This window comes from Sphingomonas sp. SORGH_AS_0789 (assembly GCF_031453055.1).
In the GTDB taxonomy this organism is placed as follows: domain Bacteria; phylum Pseudomonadota; class Alphaproteobacteria; order Sphingomonadales; family Sphingomonadaceae; genus Sphingomonas.
In genome coordinates, this window is sequence record NZ_JAVIYV010000001.1 from 698759 (window position 1) to 722752 (window position 23994).

Genomic DNA, 23994 nt, shown 5'->3' on the forward strand with positions numbered 1-23994 from the left:
CAGCCACCCGATCACTGAAGCCATTTTAATGCATTATGCCAGTCAAACCGACTCGCTTATGGATGCTCTGACGATCAGAACGGCGCGCGGGAAATCCCAACATCGTTCAGGATGATCGAAGCCCAAGCTTCCAAGTTCGAGGGCGCGAAATAAACTCCCTGACATTTCGCGCCTTCGACGGCCGTCGACGCGCTCCCCAAGGCGTCGGCGGCCAAATCACGATTCGAGCAGCGTACCCACGTCGCGTGCCGCCACGACCCAGCGGTAAAAGGCGTCGTCCAGATAATAGCGCAGCTGGATCGGCTCCATGGTCACCTTCTTGGCATTGCCGACGCACGGGCGGGCCTGATCGAGCACCATCAGGGTCAGGCGTTCCTGCAAGGCGGGATTGCCATGCGCCTGGACCATGCGGGTCACCAGATCGGGGCGCAGCCGGGTCATGCAGATGCCGATTTGGAACAACAGCCGATCGCTCGGAATGCGCCGGGCGTTGCGCCCCGCCTCACGCATGTTCAGCCGCTGCTGGATCGCCGGATTGTTCACGTCCGCTTCGCTCAGCGTGGCATCGGGGGCATAGCGTGCCATCGCCTCTTCGAGCAGCGCACCACGATCGTACAGGTTGCGGCACGTCACGATGTCCTGCTGCGCGACGGGATTGCACTCCCCCAGCTGTGGCGGCGCGCTGGCAAAGGGCAGGTCCGAATAGCATCCACTGTTCGCCCGGATGATCCGGTCGAGCGCATAGGTCTGCGGCGCGCTGTTCATGTCGCCATCAATCAGGGGACCAAGCATCTTGGCATCGAGATTTTTCGCGCATTTGGCGAATCGGGCGGAACGGTCGGCCACGATCGCAAAGCTTTGCCCGGTAATCACCTTGTTGATCCCCGGCGGCGGCGGCGCGTTGCGATCGTTGCTGCCCTGGACGACGACTTCACCCGATTGACCGGTCTTTTCGGTCGCCTGGGCATTGGATTTATCCTGAGCGGAAGCGGATGCTTGCACGGTCGGCAGCGCAAACGCCGCGACGGCCAGCATGAATATCTTGAACACTCCATTACCCCCGATAGGTTTGAGCCGATCCTGTTATGATAGGAAATTATACATTTTGCGAATACTTTCCAGAAGTACTGGAATTGCTTGGATATTGGTTCGCCTCGTAACATCCTATCAACGAACTGCGCCCGAATCTGTCAGCAACCCTGACACGCCTTCCCTCCGCCTGCGAAAAATTGGGCACGCGTCGCCTTAGTGCCTTCCCCCCGCACGCGGCCCCGCTTATCCTCGAGGGATGCGCAAACACGTCCTGATCGTATCCGGCATCATCGTCCTGATCGGCATCGCCATCGTCGTCTGGCTGGCTTGGCCCGACACGGCCCGGCTGAGCGTCGACCAGGTGGCGGGCAAGCAGCCGACCATCGGGGCACCGCGTGAACAGGTGATCCCGACCGTCGACATCGCCAAGCCGGTGGGCTGGGCGAACGAGGCCAAGCCGAGCGTGGCGCCGGGGCTGGCGATCCAGGCCTTTGCGAGCGGGCTCGACCATCCGCGCTGGCTGTACGAACTGCCCAATGGCGACGTGCTGGTGGCCGAAACCAACTCGCCGCCCCGGCCCAATGCCGGGATCGTGCAGCGGGTCATGAACTTCTTCTTCGGCCGGGCGGGCGCGGCGGTGCCGTCGGCCAACCGGATCACGCTGCTGCGCGATACCAATGGCGACGGCGTGGCCGATCTGAAGACGCCGTTCCTGACCGGGCTGAACTCGCCCTTCGGCATGGTGCTGTTCGACGGCTATCTGTACATCGGCAACACCGATGCGCTGGTGCGCGTGCCGTATCGCGACGGCGAGACCAGGATCACCGCGCGCCCCGAAAAGGTCGTACCGCTGAACCCGGCGGGCAACCACTGGGCGCGTAACGTCATCGCCTCGGGCGACGGCCAGACGCTGTTCGTCTCGGTCGGATCGGCCAGCAACGTCGCCGAGAACGGCATGGAGGCCGAGAAATACCGCGCCGCCATCCTGCAGGTCTGGCCCAAGGACAAGAATTGGCGGATCTATGCCTCGGGCCTGCGCAACCCGAACGGCATGGCGCTGAACCCGCAGAACGGGCGGCTGTGGACCGTGGTCAACGAGCGCGACATGCTCGGTTCGGACCTGGCGCCCGACTATCTGACGCAGGTGGAGTTCGGCGACCAGTTCGGCTGGCCCTGGTATTATTGGGGCGGCTATCCCGACGACCGGGTCCAGCCCGCCAACCCCGCGCTCCAGCAATATGTGAAGCGCCCCGACTATGCGCTGGGGCCGCACGTCGCGGCGCTGGGCCTGACCTTCGCACAGGGGGCCAGGCTGGGCAACCGCTTCGCCCAGGGCGTGTTCGTCGGCGAGCATGGCTCGTGGAACCGCAAGCCGCCCTCGGGCTACAAGGTCGTGTTCGTGCCGTTCGCCGCGAACGGCTTTCCGGTGCCGGGGGTGAAGCCGGTCGATGTCGTCACCGGCTTCCTCAACGCCAAGGGCGAGGCGCAGGGACGCCCCGTCGGCGTGATCGTCGACAAGGCGACGGGCGGCCTGCTGGTGGCGGACGATGTCGGCAATGTCGTGTGGAAGGTCCACGCCGCCCAGTAAGGTCGGAGGGGTCCGGTCGGTCCGGGCCCCACCCTCCCGCTCAGGGCCCGCTCAGGCGGGTTTCACCTTCAGCAGCGCCAGGCCGAAGCCCATGAAGATCGCGCCCGTCAGGCGGTTGAACGCGCGCTTCACCGACGGCCTGCCCAGATAGCGCGACAGCGAACGCCCGCCGAGCGCATAGACCGCATACCACAGCCCCTCGATCACCGCGAAGGTGGCGACCAGGATCGCGAATTGCGGCATCTGGGCCCTGGCGGGATTGATGAACTGGGGCAGGAAGGCGACGGCGAACAGGATCAGCTTGGGGTTGCTGATCCCGATCAGGAAGCCGCCGCGAAAGACCGCGCGGTGCGACAGGCTGGGCGGGATCGCACCGTCACCGACATCGACCGGCGCGACGTCCGCGCGCCACGCCTTGATCCCCAGGAACAGCAGATAGGCGACGCCCGCATAGCGGATCACCTCGAACGCGCCGGGCAGCGCCAGCAGCAGGGTCGTCAGCCCCGCAGCAGACGCGGCCAGCACGATCACCACCGCGCTCAGGCATCCGGCCATGGCGGCCGTGCTGCGCCTCAGCCCCATATCGACCGAGCGGGTCATGATGTGCAGCATGTTGGGGCCGGGCGTGCCCGACAGGAGGAACACCGCCCCGACGAAGAGCCACCATGTATGCAGTGCCATCATTCCCCCCCCTTTTTCCCGATGAGCCCGCGCGTGCGCCCCTACTTCAGCAGCTTGGGCGCCTCCGACCGGATGACCGCTTCCAGCTGGCTGGAAAACAGCGACAGGAAGGCGGGCAGGTTCACCACCGCATGGACCTTGTCGTCATAGACGGTCGCCTGCGCGCCGATGGTCTGGCCCATCGCGCCGACGGTGAAGTGCATCGTGTCGCCGTCCCAGCGATGCTCGACCGTGGCGCCGCCGGGGATCATCCGGCCGATCTTGCCGATGCCGCCGTCCAGCCGCTGACGGACGCCCTCCTTGCCGAGCTTGTGCGGGATATCGAGCGAAATGGGCGCGGTCATGCGGGCATCTCCGTGGCGAACAGCATCTTATCATCGGCAAAGGCCTTGAACTCCAGCGCGTTGCCGCTGGGGTCGCGGAAGAACATCGTCGCCTGCTCGCCGGGCTGGCCCCGGAAGCGGACATAGGGCGCGATGCCGAACGTCACGCCCGCCGCCTCGACCCGTGAGGCCAGCGCCTGCCAGTCCGCCATGGTCAGCACCACGCCGAAATGCGGCACCGGCACCTGATGGCCGTCGACCGCATTCTCCACCGCGACCGGCTGTGCGGCGGGGTCGAGATGCGCGACGATCTGATGCCCGAACAGGTCGAAGTCAATCCAGTGATCGCTCGAACGCCCCTCGGCACAGCCGAGAATCTCGCCATAGAAATGGCGGGCGGCGGCCAGGTCGTGGACCGGGAAGGCGAGGTGGAAGGGGCGCAGGGTCATGGAGGGAAGCTAGGGAGGCAGGGTGCGTTTTGCCACCCTTTCCTCCCCGGCACGGCTCGCTTGCACATACGCAGCAGGGTGGAGGGGGCGGGGTCAGATCGACGTTCACGATTGCGCCTTCTTGCCCTCTCCCCTGGACAGGGGAGAAGGTTAGCGAAGCTTGCTGGCTAGCGCAGCTTGGGTGAGGGGTACAGCGAGCCCAAAGGCTCGCGCGCTGCGCGCATTCACCCCTCACCCAGCTCCGACTAAGCCTTTGCTTTCGCAAAGGCCAAGTCTGCGCAACCCTCTCCCCTCTGCGAGGGGCGAGGGAAGGAAAGGCATCGCTGAATGTCGATCGGCCCCAGGGAGGATTGCGAACTCCCGCATTGCTCCTGTCATGGCCACGCGCCATATCCTGCCGCCGTGACCCGCTATCCCGCCCTCCTCGCCCTGATCGCCGGGGCCGTCGCCGCCTGCGGCTTTGCCCCGCTCGACTTCTGGCCGCTGATGCTGGCCGGGCTGATCGTCCTGCTCGCGCTGGTGCAGGACGCGCCGACCATGCGGGCGGCGCTGTGGCGCGGCTGGGCGTTCGGGGTCGGGCATTTCACCGTCAACAACAACTGGTTCCAGCACGCCTTCGACTTTCAGGACAAGATGCCGCCGGTGCTGGGCTATTTCGCGGCGGTCGGCCTCGCGCTGTATCTCGCGGTGTTTCCGATGGCGGCGGCGGGCGTCGCGTGGCGGTTTCGCGGGCGACGGGCCGACACCGCCTATGTCCTGATCTTCGCCGCGGCCTGGATCGCGACCGAATATCTGCGCGCGCGGCTGTTCACCGGCTATGCCTGGGACCCGGTGTCGGTCGTCTGGCTGCCGGTGATCGGCGTGGCGCGGATGAGCGCCTTTGTCGGCACCTATGCGCTGTCGGGGCTCACCGTGCTTCTGGCGGGGGCGATCTGGCTGGCGCTGCGCCGGGACTGGCGTCCGGCCGCCGTGATGGTGCCCGCGACCGCGCTCGCCGCCCTGTCCGCCCCGCTCACCCGCGCGCCCGAGCCCGGTGCCGATGCGCCGCTGGTCCGCGTCGTCCAGCCCAATGTCAGCCAAGACCAGCGCGGCGAGAGTGACGGGCCGCAAATGCTCGAGCGGCTGATCGCGCTGTCGGGCCGCCCCGGTCCCCGCCCGCGCCTGGTCGTCTGGCCCGAGGGCGTGGTGCGCGACATGATCGAGGACGGCTATCCCGACTGGGCCTATTTCGGGTTCAACTATGCCCCGCCCTTCTGGGATCGCCGCCGGATCGCCAGCGTGCTGGGCCCGCGCGATACGGGGCTGGTCGGCGGCACCGCGCTGAACTTCTCGCCCGATCGCCGCCGGGTGGTCAGCGCGACCAACAGCGTCTTCGCGATCAGCCCGGCGGCGCAGATCACCGGCCGCTATGACAAGGCGCATCTGGTGCCCTATGGCGAATATCTGCCCATGCCCTGGCTGCTCAAGCCGCTGGGCTTGGCGCGGCTCGTCCCCGGCGACATGGATTTCAGCGCGGGCCCCGGCCCACGTAACCTGCGCGTCCCGAATTTCGGGCCCGTCGGGGTGCAGCTCTGCTACGAGATCATCTTCTCGGGCCAGGTGGTGGACGAGGCGCATCGTCCGCGCCTGCTGTTCAACCCGTCCAACGACGCCTGGTTCGGCCGCTGGGGCCCGCCGCAGCATCTGGCGCAGGCGCGGATGCGCGCGATCGAGGAAGGGCTGCCCATCCTGCGCGCCACGCCCAACGGCATCTCCGCGATCATCGCCGCCGATGGCCGGCTGGTCGCGACCGTCCCGCATCTGGTGACCGGCGCGGCGCAGGCCCCGCTGCCCGCCGCCCTGCCGCCGACGCCCTTCTCGCGGATCGGCAACATGCTGGCGCTGGCTATCGCGGCGGCGCTGGCCGCGATCGGCGTTGCCATCCGCCGCCGCGCCCGCTAGGACCGATATAAAGCTATCTTTATATCCTTATGAGGACGAGAATGCGGAACTCGTACATCTTCACCTCGGAATCGGTTTCCGAAGGTCACCCCGACAAGGTCGCCGACCAGATCAGCGACGCGATCGTCGACCTGTTCCTGTCCAAGGATGCCGAAGCGCGCATCGCGTGCGAGACGCTGACCACCACCAACAAGGTCGTGCTGGCGGGCGAGATCCGCTGCAAGGGCGTGTTCGAGAACGACCAGTGGGCCGAGGGCGCGCTGGAAGAGATCGAGCAGACCGTGCGCGATACCGTCAAGCGGATCGGCTATGAGCAGTCGGGCTTCCACTGGGCGAATTTCGACTTCTCGAACAACCTGCACGGCCAGTCGGCGCACATCGCGATGGGCGTGGACGAGAGCGGCAACAAGGACGAAGGCGCCGGCGACCAGGGCATCATGTTCGGTTACGCGACCGACGAGACCCCCGGCCTGATGCCCGCCACCCTCTATTACAGCCACAAGATCCTGGAAAAGATGGCGGCCGACCGCCACTCCGGCGCGGCCCCCTTCCTGGAGCCCGACGCCAAGAGCCAGGTGACGCTGCAATATGAAAACGGCGTGCCGGTCCGCGCGACTGCGATCGTCGTGTCAACCCAGCATTCGGCCGAGCTGTCGAACGAGGCGGGCCAGGCCAAGCTTCGCGACTATGTGAAGTCGGTGCTGACCGAAATCCTGCCCGAAGGCTGGCTGCCCGAGGACAAGCAGATCTACGTCAACCCGACCGGCCTGTTCGAAATCGGCGGCCCCGATGGTGACGCCGGCCTGACCGGCCGCAAGATCATCGTCGACACCTATGGCGGCGCGGCTCCGCATGGCGGCGGCGCGTTTAGCGGCAAGGATCCGACCAAGGTCGACCGCTCGGCTGCCTATGTCGCGCGCTATCTCGCCAAGAACGTCGTCGCGGCGGGCCTGGCCAAGCGCTGCACCATCCAGCTGTCCTACGCGATCGGCGTCGCCGAGCCGCTGTCGGTCTATGTCGACCTGCACGGCACCGGCACCGTCGAGGAAGCCAAGCTGGAAGCCGCGCTTCCCAAGCTGGTCCGCCTGACGCCCAAGGGCATTCGCGAGCACCTGAAGCTCAACGCGCCGATCTATTCCAAGACCGCCGCCTATGGCCATTTCGGCCGCGAAGCCGAAGGCGCGCTGTTCACCTGGGAAAAGACCGATCTGGTCGACCGGATCAAGGGCGCCGTCGCCTGATCCGATCACCGAGGAATGACGCGAAAGGGGAGCTTCGGCTCCCCTTTTTCATGGCTGGTCCGGCGTCTCGCCCTGCACCTGGCCATGCGCCAGCAGCGTGAACAGGCCCGCTCCGCCGACTAGATTGCCGAGGATCGCCGGGAGCATCAGCCCGAACACGGCCTGTTCGATCGTGACCTTCCCGGTGAAGACCAGCAGGAACGTCTCGTCCGCGCCGACGATCGAATGGCTGAACCCGGCGATGGCGATGACATAGGTGATCGCCAGGATGATCCAGAAGGCCTGGTTCCGGCCATTGGGCAGGATCCAGGCGACCACCGCGATCAGGAAACCGGCGGGGATGGCGTTGATGAACGTCTGCCACCCGTTCAGGTCCAGAATGCCCGCCGACACCGCGATCATCGCCTCGCGAATCTCCGGATTGCCCAGCGCCCCGCCCGCAACCATCCCGGCGGCGAGCGCGGTGCCGATCAGGTTGGCGAAGAGCACGATCCCCCACAATCGCAGCGTCCGCTGCAACGCCCAGCCCGATGGCCTGGTCACCAGCGGCAGCATCGCGGTGATCGTGCTTTCGGTGAACAGCTGCATCCGCCCCAGGATCACGACGAGGAACCCGACCGGATAGCCTAGCGCCGTGACCAGCTCGCGCCACGGCGCCTCGGGCAAACCCGCATGCAGCGCGCCCTCGGCGATCAGCGAGCTGTGGATCGCGATTCCCGCCGCCAGCCCCGACCAGAACAGCGCGCCTGCGGGGCGGTCGAGCTCGCTCTCCCCCGCCTCGCGCACCGCACGGTGGAGATCCTTGGCATCGGCGGCTTTCTGCGCCTTGCCCTCGGCTTTGCTGTCATCCTGATCCATTCCCCGCCAGCAACGCGCGCGCACGGTCTTGGCTCCCGCCCCCTCCCCGCGCTAAGGGCGCGCGATGAACGATCCGACGACGATCCGCCGCCTCTATGGCCGGCGACAGGGCCATAAGCTGCGCCAAGGTCAGGCCGCGCTGGTCGAGGACATGCTGCCCACCCTCAGCGTGCCCGAGGACGGCCCGCTCGACGCCGTGCGGCTGTTCGGCGACGCGCGCCCGCTCCAGGTCGAGATCGGCTTCGGCGCGGGCGAGCATCTGGCGGGCCAGGCCGAGGCGACGCCGGGCACCGGCTTCATCGGATGCGAGCCGTTCCTGAACGGGGTGGTCGGCGCGCTGGGTCATATCCGCGACCGCGACCTGACCAATGTCCGCCTGCACATGGGCGACGCGCTGGAGGTGATCGAGCGGTTGCCCGATGCCAGCCTCGACCGCGTGTACCTGCTCCATCCCGATCCCTGGCCCAAGGCCCGCCACGCCAAGCGCCGGATGATGAACCACGGTCCGCTCGACACCATCGCCCGCAAGCTGAAATCAGGCGGCGAATTCCGGCTGGGCACCGACGATCCGACCTATTGCCACTGGTCGATGATGATCATGAACGCGCGGACCGACTTCACCTGGCAGGCGCGGACCCCCGCCGACTTCCTCACCCGCCCCGCCGACTGGCCCGAAACCCGTTACGAGCGCAAGGCCCGGCGGCAGGGGCATGAGGTGTGGTATTTCCGGTATATCCGCCAGTGACGGGGGGCGCGCCTGATGGCCCTGGGCGGTCAGGCGCGCAGTTGGGCGATCATCGGCGAGGTCGGCGCCGGGTCGTGCGAGACCGTCAGCGGTCCCAGGTCGCGCCGGGCGATCTCGGCGAGGATGACGGTGCGGTCGCCCCGCTCCGGCGCGACCGCGATGGTGGCCAGCGCGGTCAGCAGGGTCGCATCGTCCATAAATTCGATCAGATCCGGGTCGAACATCGGGTCCATCGCATCCTCCCATCCTGGATTATTATCGGAGATAACAAGCGGATCGCGTTGCGGTTGCCTCGTCGCATGCCGCCGTTACGGGTTCGCCGATCGGGACTGGCACCACGGGGGCGTGGCGCTATAGAGCCGGGCGCGGATATGATGGTGGAAAGCCTGAATCTTGGTCGATGACAGCTGGGGCGTGTCCCCACCGCGCGGCGGATTGCGCGTGCGCACGAACGACAGTCTGGAGGAACGGGCCGCCGCCCGTGCGAAGGCGCGCGAAGCCCGGGCGGGCGAGCGGGCCGCGATCATGGCCGACCGGATGGAGGCCCGCATGGCCAATCGCGTGCGCGACACGGCGGCGCGCGAGGCCGAGCGGACCGCCCGGCGCGAACAGGAAATGGCCGCCGCCGCGCGCGATCCGCATGCCGCCGCCGCCAAGCGCCACCGCACCTCGGGTCGCAAGGACGTGGTGCGCGAGCAACGCGACACGCGCGGCTATGCCACGCTGGTCGATGAGGGGCGGATTCGCGAACTGGCCAAGCGGGGCGCGTCGCTGGGCGGACTGGCCGCGGCGTTCGGGATCGAACAGGATGAAATCCGGCGAATCCTGGAAACGGAGCCCGAGGCCGATCCGGCCTAACGCCTCGCTTACCAAATTGCGCTAGGGGTGCCCGCCTGATGTCCGAAGCCGCCGCCCCGCCCCGCCCGCCCCGCCCCGCCTCGGCGGTCGGGCACGGCGTCGGGCTGGCGGGACTGGCGGGGTCGCTGGCTTGGCTCGGCTTTGCCTATTCCCGCCATCTCGACGGGCCCTATGCCGCGCTGACCCATCTGGTCGCCGTGGCGGTGCCGATGATCCTGTGGTCGCTGCTGGTCGACCGGGTGCATCGCAACCCCTCGACCGGGATCGACTGGGCCAATCCGCGCAAGCCCCGCGAGACGCTGGACATCAGCCTGACCAAGCTGGCCGGTTTCTGGGCGACCTTTGCGGGTATCGCGCTGATCTACATGACGTTCCGCTTCTATTGGCAGGGCAGCTTCGCCTTTGCCATGTGGTGCCTGGGATGGCTGGCGCCCGTGCTGTTCCTGGGGTCGATCCCCTATGTCCTGTGGCTAGACCGGCGGCTGGTCGAGCCTAGGGACGGCGCGTGGAGCCTGGGGGCCTGGCTGACCGGGCAGAAGGGCGTCGAGCCGCAGGCGATCCACGCGCATCTGCGCGCCTGGGGGGTGAAGACCTTTTTCCTCGCCTTCATGCTGGGGGTGGTGCCGGGGGGATTTGCCGCCTTTGTCGACGGCGACCTGCCGACCCTGATGCGCGATCCGGTGGCGCTGGCCAACTGGCTGATCACGCTGATGTTCCTGATCGACGTGGCCTTTGCGACCGTCGGCTATATGCTGACCATGCGACCGCTCGATGCGCATATCCGCTCGGCCAATCCCTATGCGGCGGCGTGGATGGCGGCGCTGATCTGCTACCCGCCGACGATCCTGATGACCGATGGCGGACCGCTCGACTATCGCCCCGGCACCGCGCCGTGGAGCCATTGGTTCGCCGGGCATCCGGTGATGCTGGCCGCGATCGGCGCGGTGCTGGTGGCGCTGACCGCCATCTATGCCTGGGCGACGGTGGCGTTCGGGCTTCGCTTCTCCAACCTGACGCACCGGGGCATCCTGACCCATGGCCCCTATGCGGTCTCGCGGCATCCGGCCTATCTGTCGAAGAACATCTTCTGGTGGATCGCGACCGTGCCGGTCCTGTCGACCGGAAGCTGGGGGGATGCGATGCGCAGCACGCTGCTGCTCGGCGCGGTCAGCGGGGTCTATTACTGGCGCGCCAAGACCGAGGAGCGGCATCTGTCGGCCGATCCGGCGTATCGGGATTATGATGACTGGATGGCGCGGTACGGGCTGGTGCCGCGCTTCTTTCGGTGGGTTTCGGGGCGGGGGTGAGCCCTTGACCTTCGACTTCGCTCAGGCTGAACGGAGGTTTTTCCCTATGATCCGTTCAGGCTGAGCGAAGTCGAAGCCCAGGCGACTCCCTCAGAAGCTCGCCTCGCCATAGACCCGCGAGATGTCCCCGCCCCATTCGCCGTGATAACGATCGAGCAGCACCTGCGCGGGCACCTTGCCCGAGCGGACGATCTCGCGCAGCGGGTCGAGGAAGCCGGTCTCGTTATCCCCCGCCCCGTTCAGCCGCCCGCGCGCGGCGAGCCCGGCATGGGCGATGTCGAGCACCTCGCCCGCAATGTCGCGCAGCCGCCCGCCGCCCGGCAGCGGGGCATCCAGCGCCAGCTCGGGCACCGCGTCGCGCAGCGCCTGCCGCTCGTCCAGCGACCAGCCCTTGACCAGATCCCAGGCGGCATCGAGCGCCGCATCGTCGTACAGCAATCCGACCCACAGCGCGGGCAGCGCGCAAATGCGGTTCCAGGGACCGCCATCGGCCCCGCGCATTTCCAGGAAGGTCTTCAACCGCACCTCGGGAAAGGCGGTCGACAGATGGTCGTTCCAGTCGTCGATCGTCGGCCGCTCGCCCGGCAGGACCGACAGCTCGCCCTTCAGGAAGTCGCGGAAGGACAGCCCGGCCGCGTCGATATATTTGCCGTCGCGGTAGACGAAGTACATCGGCACATCGAGCGCATAGTCGGCATAACGCTCATAGCCGAACCCGTCCTCGAACACGAAGGGCAGCATGCCGGTGCGCGCGGGGTCGGTGTCCGACCAGATATGGCTGCGGAAGGACAGCTTGCCGTTGGGTTTCCCTTCCGTGAAGGGCGAGTTGGCGAACAGCGCGGTCGCCAGCGGCTGCAACGCCAGCCCGACGCGGAACTTCTTCACCATGTCGGCCTCGGACGCGTAATCCAGGTTCACCTGGATGGTCGAGGTCCGCAGCATCATGTCCAGCCCGAGCGAGCCGACGCGCGGCATGTGGCGCAGCATGATCGCATAACGCCCCTTGGGCATGATCGGCAGCTCGGCGCGGGTCTTGTCCGGCCACATGCCCAGGCCCAGAAAGCCCAGGCCCAGCGTGTCGCCCGCCGCCTTCACCTGTTGCAGGTGGCGGCCCGTCTCGGCACAGGTCTGGTGCAGATTGTCGAGCGGCGCGCCCGACAGCTCGAACTGCCCGGCGGGCTCCAGGCTGATCGAGCCGTCGGCGCCGGTCAGCGCGATGACGTTGTCGCCTTCCAGGACCGGGGCCCAGCCATATTGTTCGAGCTGGCCCAGCAGCGCGCGGATGCCCGACGCCTCGTCATAGGAGGGGGCATGATGATCGCCCAGCGCATAGACGAACTTCTCGTGCTCTGTGCCGATCCGCCAGCGGTCGCTCGGCTTCTCGCCGCGGGCAAAGCTTGCGATCAGCTGATCGCGCGACTCGATGATGGCGCCCTTGGCGGTGCTCGCGGTCTTGGTGCTCATGAACCGCGCCTTACGCGGGCGCGCGCGGAGACGCCATAGGCTGAATCAACGCCAGTCGCCCGCCGCCGCCATCCAGAGGGACACCGCCGCCGCCGCCGCCGTGTCGGCGCGCAGGATACGCGGCCCCAGGCCGATGCCGATCGCACCCGGATGCGCGCGGATCGCCGCGCGCTCCTCGGCGTCGAAGCCGCCCTCCGGCCCGATCAGGATCGCCGCCGGGCCGTCATGCGCGCGCATCGCCTCCAGCGCGGGCACGCCGCCCGTCTCGTCGGCGAAGAACAGCGCCCGACCCTCGGGCCAGTCGCGCAGCAGCGCGGGCAGCTTTACCGGCTCGGCCACTTGGGGAAGCGCGGTGCGGCCGCATTGCTCGGCCGCCTCGATCATGTGCGCGCGCAGCCGTTCGGTATTGGGCTTGTCGACCACGGTGCGGCGGGTGACGACGGGGACCAGCCGCGCCACGCCCAGCTCGCACGCCTTTTCGGCCAGCCAGTCGACCCGCCCCTTCTTGAGCGGCGCGGCGCACAGCCACAGATCGGGCACCGCTTCGCGCGCGCGCAGCATCTCGGTCACGTCGAGCGTCAGGTCGCGCTTGCCGACCGAGGCCGCGACGCCCAGCCATTCGCCGGTCCGGTCGTCGAACAGCTTGACCGGATCGCCGACCTTGGTGCGCATCACCGAGACCAGATAATGCGCGGCGGGTCCGTCGATGCGGATCGGCCCCTCGCCCAGCATCTGGTCGACGAACAGGCGGGGCGTGGATTGCGGCGGCCAGGCGGGAGTAGCGGGCATGGGGTCCGCTTACACGGCTCGCGCGCGGCTTGCCACTTTTGCAGCGCCGGGCGTTTCCTGCGGCAAGGAGGTATCGATGGCGAAACATTATCACGAGGAGCTGGAGGCGCTGCAACTGGCGCTGGTCCGTACCCAGATGGCGATGACGGGCTCCGACGCCCAATCGGACGAGCGCGTCGTCATCGTGCTGGAGGGCCGCGACGGCGCGGGCAAGGACGGGACGATCAAGCGGATCACCGAACATCTCTCGGTCCGCGCGACCCGCGTCGTCGCGCTGCCCAAGCCGTCCGACCGCGAACGCACCCAATGGTATTTTCAGCGCTATGTCGCGCATCTGCCCGCGGCGGGTGAGATCGTGATCTTCAACCGCAGCTGGTACAACCGCGCCGGCGTCGAGGTCGTGATGGGCTTTTCCACCGCCACCGAGCAGGAGGCGTTCCTGCGCGACGCGCCCGATTTCGAACGGATGCTGGTCGAAAGCGGCATCCGGCTGGTCAAGATCTGGCTCGACATCTCGAAGAAGGAGCAGGCCGAACGGCTGGAGGCCAGGCGCACCGATCCGCTCAAGGCGCTGAAGGTGTCCGACATGGACAAGGTCGCGCAGGCCAAATGGGCCGAATATTCGGCGGCGCGCGACACGATGCTGACCCGCACCCACACCCCCTTCGCCCCGTGGCATGTGGTGCGCGCCGACGACAAGAAGGACGCGCGGATCGCGATCATCCGCCACATCCTCCACCGCATCGCGCCCGCCAGGATCGCCGACACGGTCGACGCGCCCGACCCCGAACTGCTGTTCGCGTTCGACATGGCCGCGCTGGAGGATGGTCGGCTGGCGCGATAGGCGGCGGCGCGCGGACCGGTGCCGCTGACACGTGACCTCGGGACGTTTTCGGACAGCCTCTTAGGCCGATCTTTACCAAGACATGGCTTTATCCCGGCAAACGCCCTCATCGAGGACCGACCCGAATGCCTTCCTCCCCGCGGATCGCCGCGACGCTGATCGCCCGGAACGAAGCGCGCTGCATCGCCCGCTGTCTGTCGAGCATCGCCCCCTGGGTCGACCGCATGGTGGTGCTCGACACCGGGTCGACCGACGACACCGTCGCCATCGCGCAGGCGGCGGGGGCCGAGGTGCATCACCTGCCCTGGCCCGACGACTTCGCCGCCGCGCGCAACCATGTGCTGGACCTGGCCGATACCGACTGGAACCTGGTGCTCGACGCCGACGAGTGGATTCGCGACGGCGGCAAGCGGCTGCGCCGCTGGTGTGCCGGGCCGCCGCGGCTGGGCTTTGCCTGTATCGAGAATGCCGTGGAGGGCAGCGCCGACCCGACGCGCTGCTGGATTCCGCGATTGCTGCCGCGCGGCGCCCGTTACGAGGGGCGGGTCCACGAACAGGTCGTCTCCCTCGCCCCCCAGGCGCGCATCCCGCTGCACATCGGCCATGACGGCTATCTGGCCGCCCAGAAGGCCAGGAAGCGCGACCGCAACTATGCGCTGCTGCTGCGCGAACTCGCCGAGCAGCCCAACAATCCCTATCTGATGTTCCAGTTCGGCATGGAGGCCCAGGCGCGTCGCGACCTGCCGATGGCATGCGATTATGTGATGCGCGCGCTGGCGACGGCCCCGCGCGAGGCGGGTTGGCGGCACGCCCTGGTCACCGCCGCCATCCCGCTCCTCTCCTGCGCGGGGCGGCTGCCCGATGCGGTGGCGCTGGCCGATGCCGAATTCGGACAATGGCCCGAGTCGCCCGATTATTTCTATGTGCTGGGGGATGTGCTGTTCGATCAGGCGATGGCCGATCCGGCACAGGCGATCGGCCATTGGCTGCCCTTGGCGCAAAGCGCATGGGAACGCTGTCTGGCCATCGGCGAGCGTCCCGACCTGGACGGCAGCGTCGCCGGACGCGGCAGCCATCTGGCGCAGCAGAGCCTCGACATCGTCCGCTCGCAACTGGCGACGCTGGCGGCCTAAGGCGGATCGACATTCAGGATTGTGTCTTCTCCCCTCTGTGAGGGGCGAGGGAAGGAAGGGATCGGCCCTAGCGCCGCCGCCGGATCAGCCACCATGCCAGCGCGAGGGCGAGCGCCACGGCCAGTACGACGCCGCCCACCATCCCCGCCACGCGCAGGATCGCCCAGAACAGGGCCTCGACGAAACGGCCGACCGCGACCGACAGGCCGATCATGAAACGGAAGATGGCGGGAGGATCACCGACGCAGGATAGCCGCGAACGGGCTTGCACGCCACGGGTCGCCCCCATAGGCGATGCGAATGACCATCGAGATCGTACCCGATAGCGAGCATAAGGGACTGGTCGGGCGGTTGCCGCCCCGCCTGCGCGGGCTGGCGCTGCTGGCTAGGTTCGACCGGCCGATAGGCTGGTGGCTGTTGTTCTGGCCCGGCGTCTGGGCGATCGCGCTGGCGGGTGGCCTGCCGGATCGCTTGCCGCTGATCCTGTGGTTCCTGCTGGGATCGATCGCGATGCGCGGCGCGGGCTGCGTCTTCAACGACATTGTCGACCGCGATCTGGACGCGCAGGTCGCCCGGACCCGCGCGCGGCCCATCCCCTCCGGCCTGGTATCGGTGAAGCTGGCCGCGATCTGGCTGGTCGCGCTCTGCCTGATCGGGCTGGTCGTGCTGGTGCAGCTGCGCCCGCTGGCCGCCCTCGTCGCGCTCGCCAGCCTGGCGCCCGTCGCCGCCTATCCCTTCATGAAGCGGATCACCTGGTGGCCGCAGGCCTGGCTGGGCATGGTGTTCAGCTGGGCGGCGCTGGTCGGCTGGGCCGAGGTGGCGGGCGCGCTCTCCGCGCCGCTCTGGCTGCTCTATGCCGGGTCGATCGCCTGGGTGATCGGCTATGACACCATCTATGCGCTGCAGGACCGCGAGGATGATGCGCTGATCGGCGTGCGCTCCTCGGCGCTGCGCATGGGGGCCTATGTGAAGCCGGGCGTGGGCGCCTTCTATGCGGTGGCGCTGCTGTGCTGGGCGGGGGCGATCTGGCTGGTGCGGCCGGACGTGCTGGCGGTCGCCGCGCTGGTGCCGGTGGCGCTGCATCTGGGGTGGCAGGTCGCGACGCTGACGCCCGATGACGGCGCCGGGGCGCTGTACCGGTTCCGCTCGAACCGCTTCGCCGGGCTGCTGATGGCGCTGGCCTGTGCGGTGGTGGGGTCGTCCCTCTGATTCCTCCCCTGCAAGGGGAGGTGGCGCGCGCAGCGCGTCGGAGGGGTGTCCCCCTCTCGGTAGCGCGACACCCCTCCGTCAGGGCTTCGCCCTGCCACCTCCCCTTGCAGGGGAAGAATTGAAAACCCTCGCCAAACTTACCCAGCGCAACGCTTTGGCGGGTTGTCGCGTTGCGGAAACTCCGTCACATCTGAAGGTCGATGACCGTAGCCACGCCCGCCACCCGCTCGCTTGCCGAAAGCCATCGCTCGATCGCCATTCCGGAAGGCGCGTCCTTCCTCCGGCGGCTGTTCGCCTTTGCGGGGCCGGGCTATCTGGTCGCGGTCGGCTATATGGACCCCGGCAACTGGGCGACCGACATTGCGGGCGGATCGGCCTATGGCTATGCGCTGCTGTCGGTCATCCTGCTGTCCAACATCATGGCGATGATCCTCCAGGCACTGTCGGCGCGGCTGGGCATCGCCGCCGGGCTGGACCTGGCGCAGGCATGCCGCGCGGCCTATTCCAAGCCGGTCTCTCGCATCCTGTGGCTGCTGTGCGAGATCGCGATCATCGCCTGCGACCTGGCCGAGGTGCTGGGCACCGCCATCGCGCTGCAACTGCTGTTCGACCTGCCGCTGGTCTGGGGCGTGCTGATCACCGGATTCGACGTCTTCCTGATCCTCGCGCTCCAGCGTTACGGCTTCCGCAAGGTCGAGGCGTTCATCATCGCGCTCCTCCTCATCATCGGCGGCTGTTTCCTCTATGAGCTGATCGCCTCGCGCCCCGATCCGGGCGCGGTGCTGGCGGGGTTCGTGCCGACGACGCGGATCGTGACCGATCCGGCGATGCTGTACATCGCCATCGGCATTCTCGGCGCGACGGTGATGCCGCACAATCTCTACCTCCATTCCTCGGTGGTGCAGACCCGCGCCTTCGGCCTGACCGCCGAGGGCAAGCGCGACGCGATCAGGATGGCGACGATCGACAGCACGGTCGCGCTGTTCTTCGCCTTCTTCATCAATGCCGCGATCCTGATCGTGGCGGCGGCGACCTTCCATGTCGCGGGCCGCACCGACGTCGCCGAGATCGACCAGGCCTATCGCCTGCTCGCCCCCATGCTGGGCGCGGGCGCGGCGAGCGTGGTGTTCGGCGTGGCGCTGCTCGCCTCGGGCCAGAATTCGACCGTGACGGGGACGCTGGCGGGGCAGATCGTGATGGAGGGTTTCCTCGACCTCCGGCTCGCGCCCTGGCTGCGGCGGCTGATCACCCGCGGCCTCGCGATCATTCCCGCCGTGCTGGTCGTCGGCGCCAGCGGCCAGGCGGGGGCGACCAGGCTCCTCGTGCTCAGCCAGGTGATCCTCAGCCTGCAACTGCCCTTCGCCGTGGTGCCGCTGGTCCGCTTCACCGCGAACAAGGCCATGATGGGACCGTTCGCCAGCCCGGTCTGGCTGCGCATCCTGGCCTGGATCATCGCGGCGACGATCATCGTCCTCAACCTCACCCTGCTCTGGGGAATCGCCACCGGCTGAATGGTTTCGCGGTGGCGAGAGGTTGGCGCGTGACTTCGGATCGGGCCCCGTTAATCTGGCGAGAACTGGGACACAGGGATCGCCGAATCAATGACGACCACCATCACCACCCTGCACGTCGACGATACCGGACCGCTGGCCGATGCGATCGTCGACACGCTGGTCCACCGGATCGGCAAGGATGCCGCCAATGCCCGCCGCCACGACTGGCTGGCCGCAACCATCCTGACCGTGCGCAACGACATCATCGAACGCTGGATGGCCTCCACCCGCGAAGCGCATGCGGCGGGCGCCAAGCGAGTCTATTATCTCAGCCTGGAGTTCCTGATCGGGCGGCTGTTGCGCGACGCGCTGTCCAATCTGGGGGTGATGGCGCAGGTCGCGGGCGCGCTCCAGTCGCTGGGCGTCGACCTGGCCGATCTGGAGGAGATGGAACCCGACGCCGCGCTGGGCAATGGCGGCCTGGGACGGCTGGCGGCGTGCTTCATGGAAAGCCTCGCCAGCCTCGACCTGCCCGCCTATGGCTATGGCATCCGCTATGTGAACGGCATGTTCCGCCAGCGGATCGACGATGGCTGGCAGGTCGAGCTGCCCGAGACCTGGCTGAGCCACGGCAATCCCTGGGAGTTCGAACGTCGCGAGAGCGCCTATTTCGTCGGCTTCGGCGGCGAGGTGGTGGGCACCGAGACGGGCGCGGTCCACTGGAAGCCGGGCGAGGCGATCGAGGCGATCGCGGTCGACACCCCCGTCGTCGGCTGGCGCGGCAAGCGGGTCAACACGCTGCGGCTATGGACCGCGCAGGCGATCGACCCCATCCGGCTCGATCGCTTCAACGCGGGCGATTATACCGGCGCGCTGGCGGGACAGCTGGCGGCGGAGACGCTGGTCCGCATCCTCTATCCCTCGGACAGCTCACCCGCCGGGCAAGAGCTGCGGCTGCGGCAGGAATATTTCTTCTCCTCCGCCTCGATCCAGGACATCGTCCGGCGGCATATCCAGTATTTCCACGACATCCGGACCCTGCCCGACAAGGCGGCGATCCAGCTGAACGACACCCATCCGGCGGTGTCGGTCGCCGAGCTGATGCGGCTGCTGATCGATCATCACGACCTGGGCTTCGAACAGGCGTGGGACATCACCCGCCGCACCTTCGGCTATACCAACCACACGCTGCTGCCCGAGGCGCTGGAAAGCTGGCCGCTGCACCTGTTCGAGCGGCTGCTGCCGCGCCACATGCAGCTGATCTATGCGATCAACGCCAAGCTGCTGCGCGAGGCGCGGGCAATGGAGGGCGTGGACGACCGCGCCATCGCCGCGATCAGCCTGATCGACGAGAGCGGCGAGCGCCGGGTGCGCATGGCCAACCTGGCCTTTGCGGGCAGCCACAGCGTCAACGGCGTCGCCGCGCTGCATACCGAATTGATGAAGAAGACGGTCTTCGCCGACCTGCACCACCTCTATCCGACGCGGATCAACAACAAGACCAACGGCATCACCCCGCGCCGCTGGTTGCAGCAATGCAACCCGCAGCTGACCGCGCTGATCCGCGAGGCGATCGGGCCAGGCTTCGAGGATGACGCGGAAAAACTGATAGCGCTCACGGAATTTGCGGAAGACGCGAATTTCAGGGAACGGTTTCTCGCCATCAAACGTTCCAACAAGGTGGGGCTGGCAAATTATCTCAAAGAGTCGACCGGGTTGCGCGTGGACCCCGATGCGCTGTTCGACGTCCAGATCAAACGCATCCACGAATATAAGCGCCAGCTGCTGAACATCATCGAGACGGTAGCGCTCTACGACCAGATCCGCAGCCATCCCGAGCGCGACTGGACGCCACGCGTGAAGCTGTTCGCGGGCAAGGCGGCGTCGAGCTATCACAATGCCAAGCTGGTCATCAAACTGGCCAACGACGTCGCCCGCCGGATCAATTCGGACCCCAGCGTCGGCCATCTGCTGAAGGTCGGGTTCGTGCCCAACTACAATGTCAGCCTGGCCGAGAAGATCATCCCGGCCGCCGACCTGTCCGAACAGATTTCGACCGCCGGCATGGAGGCGTCGGGCACCGGCAACATGAAGTTCGCGCTCAACGGCGCGCTGACCATCGGCACGCTCGACGGCGCCAATGTCGAGATCAAGGAGCATGTCGGCGACGATCATATCGTCATCTTCGGCCTGACCGCCGACGAGGTCGCCGCCAAGCGCCGCGACGGCTACAATCCGCGCGAGGTGATCGAGAACAGCCCGGAACTGCGCCAGGCCGTCTCCGCCATCGCCTCGGGCGTGTTCTCACCCGACGAACCCGGCCGTTATGCCGGGCTGATGGGCGGGCTGTATGATGGCGACTGGTTCATGGTCGCCGCCGATTTCGATGCCTATGCCGCCGCGCAGCGCCAGGTCGATGCCCGCTGGCAGGACCAGGCGGGCTGGGCGACCTCGGCCATCCACAATGTCGCGAAAGTCGGATGGTTCTCCTCCGATCGCACCATCCGGCAATATGCCGAGGAAATCTGGAACGTGATGTGAAGCCACCCCGTGCCGCTCTGGAAGCCCTGATCGAGGGCCGCAACGCCGATCCCTTCGCGTTGCTGGGACCTCATCAGGGACCGGGCGGCACGTTCCTTCGCGCCGTGGTGCCGGGGGCGGAACGGGTGACCGCCTTCGACCTGGCGGGCAACCGGCTGGGCGAACTGAAGCAGGTCGACGCGCGCGGGCTGTTCGAGGGCGCGGTGACGGGCGAGCCGCAGCCGGTCAAATATTGCGCCAGCGGGCATGGCGCGGAATGGTGGATCACCGATCCCTACAGCTTCGGCCCGGTGCTGGGGCCGCTCGATGATTTCCTGATGGGCGAGGGCAATCACTTCCGCCTCTATGACAAGATGGGCGCGCATCTGATCGAGCATCAGGGCGTGGCGGGCGTCCACTTCGCGGTGTGGGCCCCCAATGCCGAGCGGGTGGCGGTGGTCGGCGACTTCAACGACTGGAACCCCGGCCGCCATGTCATGCGCCGCCGCCTGGATGTCGGCGTCTGGGAAATCTTCATCCCCGATATCGGCGAGGGGCGCGCCTACAAGTTCGCGATCCACGGGCCCCACGGCGCCGAACAGCCGATGAAGGCCGACCCCTTCGCCTTCGCCGCCGAACTCCGCCCCAAGACCGCCTCGATCACCACCGCCCCGCCCGAGCATCGCTGGCAGGACAAGGAGCATCGCGAGCATTGGGCGGGCGTCGATCCGCGCCGCGTGCCGATCAGCATCTATGAGGTCCATGCCGGGTCGTGGGACCGCGACGAGAATGGCTGGTATCTGAGCTGGGACGCGCTGGCCGACCGGCTGATCCCCTATGTGGTCGAGATGGGGTTCACCCATATCGAATTCCTGCCCATTTCCGAACACCCCTACGACCCCAGCTGGGGCTATCAGACGACCGGCCTCTACGCCCCCTCGGCGCGGTTCGGCGATGTGGAGGGGTTTTCGCGCTTCGTCGACGGCGCGCACCGGGCCGGGATCGGCGTGATCCTCGACTGGGTGCCCGCGCACTTCCCCACCGATGCGCACGGCCTGTCGCATTTCGACGGCACCGCGCTCTACGAGCATGAGGACCCGCGCCAGGGTTTCCACCCCGACTGGAACACCGCCATCTATAATTTCGGGCGGCGCGAGGTTTCGAGCTTCCTGGTCAACAACGCGCTGTTCTGGCCCGAGCGTTACCATATCGACGGCCTGCGCGTGGATGCCGTCGCCTCGATGCTATACCGCGATTACAGCCGCAAGGACGGCGAATGGGTGCCCAACGAACAGGGCGGCCGCGAGAATTGGGAAGCGGTCGAGTTTCTCCGCCAGGTCAACCGGCAGGTTTACGGCCAGCATCCCGGCGTCTTCACCGTCGCCGAGGAATCCACCGCCTGGCCCGGCGTCTCCGCCCCCGCGCATGACGGCGGGCTGGGCTTCGGGTTCAAGTGGAACATGGGCTTCATGCACGACACGCTCCAATATATGGCGCGCGAGCCGGTGCATCGGCGGCACCATCATGGCGAGATCCTGTTCGGGCTGCATTACGCATTCGACGAGAATTTCGTCCTGCCGCTCAGCCATGACGAGGTGGTGCACGGCAAGGGCAGCCTGCTGACCAAGATGGCGGGCGACGACTGGCAGAAATTCGCCAATCTGCGCGCCTATTACGCCTTCATGTGGGGCTATCCGGGCAAGAAGCTGCTGTTCATGGGCCAGGAATTCGCCCAGCGCGAGGAATGGTCGGAGGCGCGCGCGCTCGACTGGCATCTGCGCACCAGCCATGCGCATGAGGGCGTCCGCTCGCTGGTCCGCGACCTCAACCATCTCTACCGCGAGACGCCCGCGCTCCACGCCCGCGATTGCGAGCCCGAGGGGTTCGAATGGCTGGTCGCCGACGACAGTGCGCATTCGGTCTTCGCCTGGCTGCGCAAGGCGCCGGGCGATAAGCCGGTCGCGGTTGTCGCCAACATGACCCCGGTCGCCCGCGCGCCCTATCGCCTGCCGCTGCCGCATGACGGCCGCTGGACCGAGGTGCTGAACTCCGACGCGGCCCAATATTGGGGATCGGGGCTGGGCAATATGGGGGGCGTGGATGCCAGCGACGGCGCGGCCTGGATCACCCTGCCGCCGCTCGCCACCGTCATCCTGCGGTTCGACGGATGATCCAGATTTAGACCTTTTCACGAATATCAACGCGTGGCCGGCGCGTTGCGATACGGACAGAAGAATGGGAGACGGACGATGGACCTGAGGCGCGGACAACCGCTGGCGCGCGATGCCATGGCCTATGTGCTGGCGGGCGGCCGCGGCAGTCGCCTGATGGAGATGACCGATACCCGCGCCAAGCCCGCTGTCTATTTCGGCGGCAAGGCGCGGATCATCGACTTCGCCCTGTCCAACGCGATCAATTCCGGCATCCGCCGCATCGGCGTCGCGACCCAGTACAAGGCGCACTCGCTGATCCGCCACCTCCAGCGCGGCTGGAACTTCCTGCGCGACGAACGCAACGAGAGCTTCGACATCCTGCCCGCCAGCCAGCGGATCAGCGAATTCCAATGGTATGAGGGCACCGCCGACGCGGTGTTCCAGAATATCGACATCATCGAGAGCTATGCGCCCGAATTCATGGTCATCCTGGCGGGCGACCATGTCTACAAGATGGACTATGAGCTGATGCTCCAGCAGCATTGCGACAGTGGTGCCGACGTCACCGTCGCCTGTCTTGAGGTGACGCGGACCGAGGCGAGCGCCTTTGGCGTGATGCATGTCGACGAGAGCGACCGCATCGTCGATTTCGTCGAAAAACCCGCCGATCCGCCCTCCATCCCCGGCAATCCGGACGTGTCGCTGGCGTCGCTGGGCATCTATGTCTTCCGCACATCCTTCCTGTTCGAGCAGCTGCGCCGCGATGCCGCCACGCCGGGGTCGAGCCGCGACTTCGGCAAGGACATCATCCCCTATCTGGTCGCCCACGGCAAAGCCCAGGCGCACCGTTTCTCCGCCTCCTGCGTCCGCTCCAGCGACGAGCCCGGCGCCTATTGGCGCGATGTCGGCACGGTCGACGCCTATTGGGAGGCCAGCCTCGACCTGACCGACGTGGTGCCGCAGCTCGACCTGTACGACCGCAGCTGGCCGCTCTGGACCTATGCGGAGATCACGCCCCCCGCCAAGTTCGTCCATGACATCGACGGACGGCGCGGATCGGCGGTGGCCAGCCTGGTCGCGGGCGACTGCATCGTGTCGGGGTCGTCCATCCACCGCTCGCTGCTGTCGACGGGCGTGCGCACGCATAGCTTCGCGATGCTGGACGAGGCGGTGGTCCTGCCCTTCTGCCATATCGGGCGCGGCGCGCGGCTGCGGCGGGTGATCCTGGATCGCGGCGTCAGGATTCCCGACGGGCTGGTGGTCGGCGACGATCCGGTGCTCGACGGACAGCGTTTCCGGCGCACCGACAAGGGCATCTGCCTCATCACCCAGCCGATGATCGACCGTCTGGCCAACTGAAAGTCCC

The 23994-nt window shown here is 67.3% G+C and carries 22 protein-coding genes; 13 read left to right on the forward strand and 9 right to left on the reverse strand.

Going from position 1 to position 23994, the window contains the following annotated elements; translation table 11 throughout:
- Positions 1–216: 216 nt before the first annotated feature.
- Positions 217–1050 carry a hypothetical protein gene (locus QE360_RS03225; RefSeq protein ID WP_309699241.1) on the reverse strand — a complete coding sequence of 278 codons (834 nt, stop codon included), beginning with the start codon at positions 1048–1050 and terminating at the stop codon, positions 217–219.
- A 238-nt stretch (positions 1051–1288) separates the two neighbouring features.
- Here QE360_RS03225 and QE360_RS03230 point away from each other — a divergent pair, with 238 nt between their 5' ends.
- A complete protein-coding gene (locus QE360_RS03230) occupies positions 1289–2620 on the forward strand; it encodes a sorbosone dehydrogenase family protein (RefSeq protein WP_309699243.1) in 1332 nt (443 codons plus the stop codon).
- A 51-nt stretch (positions 2621–2671) separates the two neighbouring features.
- Here QE360_RS03230 and QE360_RS03235 read toward each other — a convergent pair whose 3' ends face one another.
- Genes QE360_RS03235 through QE360_RS03245 form a run of 3 tightly spaced genes read right to left on the reverse strand, consistent with a single transcriptional unit; the run spans position 2672 to position 4073 of the window.
- On the reverse strand, positions 2672–3301 hold the full coding sequence (locus QE360_RS03235; RefSeq protein WP_309698094.1) for a LysE family translocator: 630 nt from the start codon (positions 3299–3301) through the stop codon (positions 2672–2674).
- Between the two features lie 41 nt (positions 3302–3342).
- The gene (locus QE360_RS03240; protein WP_307102839.1) at positions 3343–3645 is read right to left on the reverse strand and encodes a polyhydroxyalkanoic acid system family protein; all 303 of its coding nucleotides are present in this window, start codon (positions 3643–3645) and stop codon (positions 3343–3345) included.
- Complete coding sequence (locus QE360_RS03245) at positions 3642–4073, reverse strand: VOC family protein (RefSeq protein WP_309699246.1); 432 nt, start codon at positions 4071–4073, stop codon at positions 3642–3644. Before QE360_RS03245 ends, QE360_RS03240 begins: the two co-directional genes overlap by 4 nt.
- A 402-nt stretch (positions 4074–4475) precedes the next feature.
- Here QE360_RS03245 and lnt point away from each other — a divergent pair, with 402 nt between their 5' ends.
- Entirely contained in the window at positions 4476–6014 is a 1539-nt protein-coding gene (lnt, locus tag QE360_RS03250; RefSeq protein ID WP_309699248.1) for an apolipoprotein N-acyltransferase, read from the forward strand.
- A gap of 41 nt (positions 6015–6055) precedes the next feature.
- The gene (gene metK, locus QE360_RS03255) at positions 6056–7255 is read left to right on the forward strand and encodes a methionine adenosyltransferase (RefSeq protein WP_309699250.1); all 1200 of its coding nucleotides are present in this window, start codon (positions 6056–6058) and stop codon (positions 7253–7255) included.
- Between the two features lie 48 nt (positions 7256–7303).
- On the opposite strand, the gene QE360_RS03260 is transcribed toward metK, so the two are convergent.
- Entirely contained in the window at positions 7304–8113 is an 810-nt protein-coding gene (locus QE360_RS03260; RefSeq protein ID WP_309699252.1) for a formate/nitrite transporter family protein, read from the reverse strand.
- A gap of 64 nt (positions 8114–8177) precedes the next feature.
- On the opposite strand from QE360_RS03260, the gene trmB reads away from it, so the two are divergent.
- On the forward strand, positions 8178–8858 hold the full coding sequence (trmB, locus tag QE360_RS03265) for a tRNA (guanosine(46)-N7)-methyltransferase TrmB (protein ID WP_309699254.1): 681 nt from the start codon (positions 8178–8180) through the stop codon (positions 8856–8858).
- 29 nt (positions 8859–8887) lie between these two features.
- On the opposite strand, the gene QE360_RS03270 is transcribed toward trmB, so the two are convergent.
- Positions 8888–9091 (reverse strand): hypothetical protein, encoded by a 204-nt coding sequence (locus tag QE360_RS03270; RefSeq protein ID WP_309699257.1) that lies wholly within the window; start codon positions 9089–9091, stop codon positions 8888–8890.
- Positions 9092–9251: 160 nt separating this feature from the next.
- Between QE360_RS03270 and QE360_RS03275 the strand changes: the two genes are divergently transcribed.
- Both QE360_RS03275 and QE360_RS03280 read left to right on the forward strand, forming a co-directional pair.
- Positions 9252–9716: a hypothetical protein gene (locus QE360_RS03275; RefSeq protein WP_309699259.1), complete on the forward strand. Its 465-nt coding sequence runs from the start codon at positions 9252–9254 to the stop codon at positions 9714–9716.
- Between the two features lie 38 nt (positions 9717–9754).
- Positions 9755–11023 carry a DUF1295 domain-containing protein gene (locus QE360_RS03280; protein ID WP_309699261.1) on the forward strand — a complete coding sequence of 423 codons (1269 nt, stop codon included), beginning with the start codon at positions 9755–9757 and terminating at the stop codon, positions 11021–11023.
- 90 nt (positions 11024–11113) lie between these two features.
- Here QE360_RS03280 and QE360_RS03285 read toward each other — a convergent pair whose 3' ends face one another.
- Together QE360_RS03285 and QE360_RS03290 are read right to left on the reverse strand one after the other, a co-directional pair.
- Complete coding sequence (locus tag QE360_RS03285; RefSeq protein ID WP_309699263.1) at positions 11114–12487, reverse strand: glutamate--cysteine ligase; 1374 nt, start codon at positions 12485–12487, stop codon at positions 11114–11116.
- Positions 12488–12532: 45 nt separating this feature from the next.
- A complete protein-coding gene (locus QE360_RS03290) occupies positions 12533–13276 on the reverse strand; it encodes a 16S rRNA (uracil(1498)-N(3))-methyltransferase (RefSeq protein ID WP_309699266.1) in 744 nt (247 codons plus the stop codon).
- Between the two features lie 76 nt (positions 13277–13352).
- Between QE360_RS03290 and ppk2 the strand changes: the two genes are divergently transcribed.
- Positions 13353–14120, forward strand: coding sequence for a polyphosphate kinase 2 (ppk2, locus tag QE360_RS03295; protein ID WP_309699268.1), 768 nt, complete (start codon positions 13353–13355; stop codon positions 14118–14120).
- 125 nt (positions 14121–14245) lie between these two features.
- A complete protein-coding gene (locus tag QE360_RS03300; protein WP_309699270.1) occupies positions 14246–15253 on the forward strand; it encodes a glycosyltransferase family 2 protein in 1008 nt (335 codons plus the stop codon).
- Positions 15254–15320: 67 nt separating this feature from the next.
- On the opposite strand, the gene QE360_RS03305 is transcribed toward QE360_RS03300, so the two are convergent.
- Entirely contained in the window at positions 15321–15524 is a 204-nt protein-coding gene (locus QE360_RS03305) for a hypothetical protein (protein WP_309692589.1), read from the reverse strand.
- Between the two features lie 29 nt (positions 15525–15553).
- Here QE360_RS03305 and ubiA point away from each other — a divergent pair, with 29 nt between their 5' ends.
- From ubiA to glgC, 5 genes are all read left to right on the forward strand, one after another.
- Positions 15554–16462, forward strand: a complete 909-nt coding sequence (gene ubiA / locus QE360_RS03310) for a 4-hydroxybenzoate octaprenyltransferase (RefSeq protein ID WP_309699272.1) — start codon at positions 15554–15556, stop codon at positions 16460–16462.
- A gap of 200 nt (positions 16463–16662) precedes the next feature.
- A complete protein-coding gene (locus tag QE360_RS03315) occupies positions 16663–17973 on the forward strand; it encodes an Nramp family divalent metal transporter (RefSeq protein ID WP_309699273.1) in 1311 nt (436 codons plus the stop codon).
- A 90-nt stretch (positions 17974–18063) separates the two neighbouring features.
- The gene (locus QE360_RS03320) at positions 18064–20496 is read left to right on the forward strand and encodes a glycogen/starch/alpha-glucan phosphorylase (RefSeq protein WP_309699275.1); all 2433 of its coding nucleotides are present in this window, start codon (positions 18064–18066) and stop codon (positions 20494–20496) included.
- Positions 20493–22646 carry a 1,4-alpha-glucan branching protein GlgB gene (glgB, locus tag QE360_RS03325; protein ID WP_309699277.1) on the forward strand — a complete coding sequence of 718 codons (2154 nt, stop codon included), beginning with the start codon at positions 20493–20495 and terminating at the stop codon, positions 22644–22646. Before QE360_RS03320 ends, glgB begins: the two co-directional genes overlap by 4 nt.
- Positions 22647–22724: 78 nt before the next feature.
- On the forward strand, positions 22725–23987 hold the full coding sequence (gene glgC / locus QE360_RS03330) for a glucose-1-phosphate adenylyltransferase (RefSeq protein ID WP_309699279.1): 1263 nt from the start codon (positions 22725–22727) through the stop codon (positions 23985–23987).
- Positions 23988–23994: the final 7 nt, after the last annotated feature.